Source organism: Bacteroidia bacterium, assembly GCA_025056095.1.
Classification (GTDB): Bacteria; Bacteroidota; Bacteroidia; order JANWVE01; family JANWVE01; genus JANWVE01.
In genome coordinates this window covers 1-2363 of the sequence record JANWVW010000303.1, presented here as the reverse complement: position 1 = coordinate 2363, position 2363 = coordinate 1, and the positions used below count along the sequence as shown (strand labels likewise).

At 34.8% G+C, this 2363-nt stretch carries 3 protein-coding genes; 2 read left to right on the top strand and 1 reads right to left on the bottom strand.

Translation table 11 applies throughout. From position 1 onward, the window contains the following. Both NZ519_13650 and NZ519_13645 read left to right on the top strand, forming a co-directional pair. Positions 1-238, top strand: a 238-nt coding sequence (locus NZ519_13650) for a class I SAM-dependent methyltransferase (protein MCS7029799.1), incomplete at its 5' end; no start/stop codon positions are given. Positions 239-443: 205 nt separating this feature from the next. Continuing rightward, positions 444-962 (top strand): transposase, encoded by a 519-nt coding sequence (locus NZ519_13645; GenBank protein ID MCS7029798.1) that lies wholly within the window; start codon positions 444-446, stop codon positions 960-962. A gap of 121 nt (positions 963-1083) precedes the next feature. On the opposite strand, the gene NZ519_13640 is transcribed toward NZ519_13645, so the two are convergent. Further along, positions 1084-2079 (bottom strand): glycosyltransferase, encoded by a 996-nt coding sequence (locus NZ519_13640; protein ID MCS7029797.1) that lies wholly within the window; start codon positions 2077-2079, stop codon positions 1084-1086. Positions 2080-2363 lie beyond the last annotated feature (284 nt).

Genomic DNA, 2363 nt, shown 5'->3' with positions numbered 1-2363 from the left:
ACCTATATGTGACATCGTCAGAACCTTGCCTTACAAGCAACTCTCAAAAGAACAACTCAAAGAGTGGGTTATTCTGGATACTTTCGACATGTTTTCTCCACAATATGATAATCCTCAAACCATTTCTACAGTAAAGAAATGGTTTGAGAAGCATGGGGCTACCGTTACTTTTGCAGGATATGTACAATACGTCGAAAATCAATTTGCAACTGTAATAAGAGCAATAAAAAACAATTAACACATGTGCGGCATTTCCGGTTTTATTGCTTTAGAGGCAGTTCCATCAGATGTGTTAAAGCACATGAACCATTCATTGTACCATCGCCGGATACGATACTGTCCCAAAATGTCTAAAGCGAGTTGTTTTGAGAAATATTGAAAACTAAAAAAATCAAAAAGCTATGAAACAACTACACTTTACACGAGAGCAAGTTATTAAAATTTTGGAAGATTATTCGATTCAAACCAGAATAGGTTTAGATGTGGTGTTCAGCCATTTTCTGAAGACACAACTGCAGTTATGCGTGGTACATGTAGAGAGGAATGTATTGAAGCAAGTGCGTCCGAAAGATAGGGAAGCGGTAGCAGCAGACTTCAGGCAGGTATTTCGCACAGAGGATAGCAGTTATACCCAAGAACAGGCCAGGGTGGCATGGCAGCAGTTTACGGAAAAATGGGGGCGTTACTATGCAGGAATAAAGCGGATGCGGGATAAGGAACGGATGGAGTGGTATTTTACGTATTTGGCCTATGATTATCGCATCCGGAACATGTTGTATAGCACCAACTGGATAGAGCGCTTGAACAGGGACTACAAGCGGGTTACGCGTATGCGCGGAGCATTGCCCAATCCACAGTCCACTATTCTGCTATTGGGCTATGTAGCCATGACGCGAAAAGCCTATGAGCGCAAAGTGCCAAAATTGAATTATGAGACGGGAAAATTTAAATGGGAAGCATGAATGGGAACTTCGCTACGGCTACGCCTCCGCTCCGTTCCCATTCATGTAAGTCTGTAACAAATAAAAAAAGTACTATATTTGTAAAAAAAACAACTACACTTCATACACACTTTTGGGGATACTACCGTTTAAACAAGCGCTTGAGTGTTTTATGCACTTTTGGATAATTTACGTAAAACCAAATTTTGAGGTTAACAAAAAAAAATTTGAATGAGCTATATTTTTTAATTACCAAGGTTAATGACATTAAACAGTATTTAAATATTTTAATAAAAAGATTTTTTTTCTCCCATAAGATTTTTATTACTTGAAAGCTCTGAATTTTTTTTCTGATTTTCTCTTTCAAATGTTCTGATGTTGAGCTCTCATACAAATCTTTATATAAAAGCTCAAGCTCATGAATAACCAAAAAGTGTTTTGTCATATGTTGAGTATGTGTAATGCCTCCGCTATGTTGTCTATATGCAGCCATTTCATCTTTAAAATATTTAATAGACCCTTTGACTAAACTATGATGTCTAATTACACTGTCTGAGAACATTGAATAATTCGGGAGCTTGTCAAATGGTATAACTTCTTTTCTGACAATCAGCGTAGGAGTGAATATCAATTCTTTTTCACTGTATGGCCTTGACAAGTAGTAATCTAAACTTATATCAATTGATTCATTTATGGTTTTTAAGTGCTTTAAAAAATTTTTACTGTTTACATGTTCATTTGAATTTTCATCGATTAATTTAACTTTTGAACATGCACCTGAAAAATCTGGATTTTTTTCCAGAAATTCCACTTGTTTTTGCAGCTTATATTCATCAATCCAAACATCATCTCCTTCACAAAAGGCAACATACTTCCCTTTACACTTTAGAAGTAAATCATAAAAATTCGGAACCATGCCCATATTTTTTTCTCTTGCATGCAACTTGATTATATGGGGATATTTTAAAGCATATTCTTTGCAAATTTCTAAAGTCCTATCGGTAGAACAGTCTTCACCAATTAATAATTCGTACTGAAATGAAGTTTTTTGTTTTAATACTCCCTCTATTGCTTCCCTTATAAAGGGTTCATGATTATAAGTAACCATATGTACACTAACAAGTGTTTTATCTTCCATAATTCCAAATTTATAGATTTTTTAATGCAGCACTAAACCAAAATTTTGTCAATTTAAGAAATCAAAAAAATTAATTGGATTAGGCTTTTAATTAATTACGTTTTTATTAAGTTTTAGCATAAAATAGTTAATTAAACCCGGATTTTTCAGTTGAGTTTCAAATTCGAAGGCTTAAAGGCCATGGAGATGGTTTAATATTTGAAAACAAACCGTCAAACCATCGCCTTCGTTGGAATGGAACGGACATTTTCAGTACCTTTTTGTTCCCTCGTTTCACTAATCAA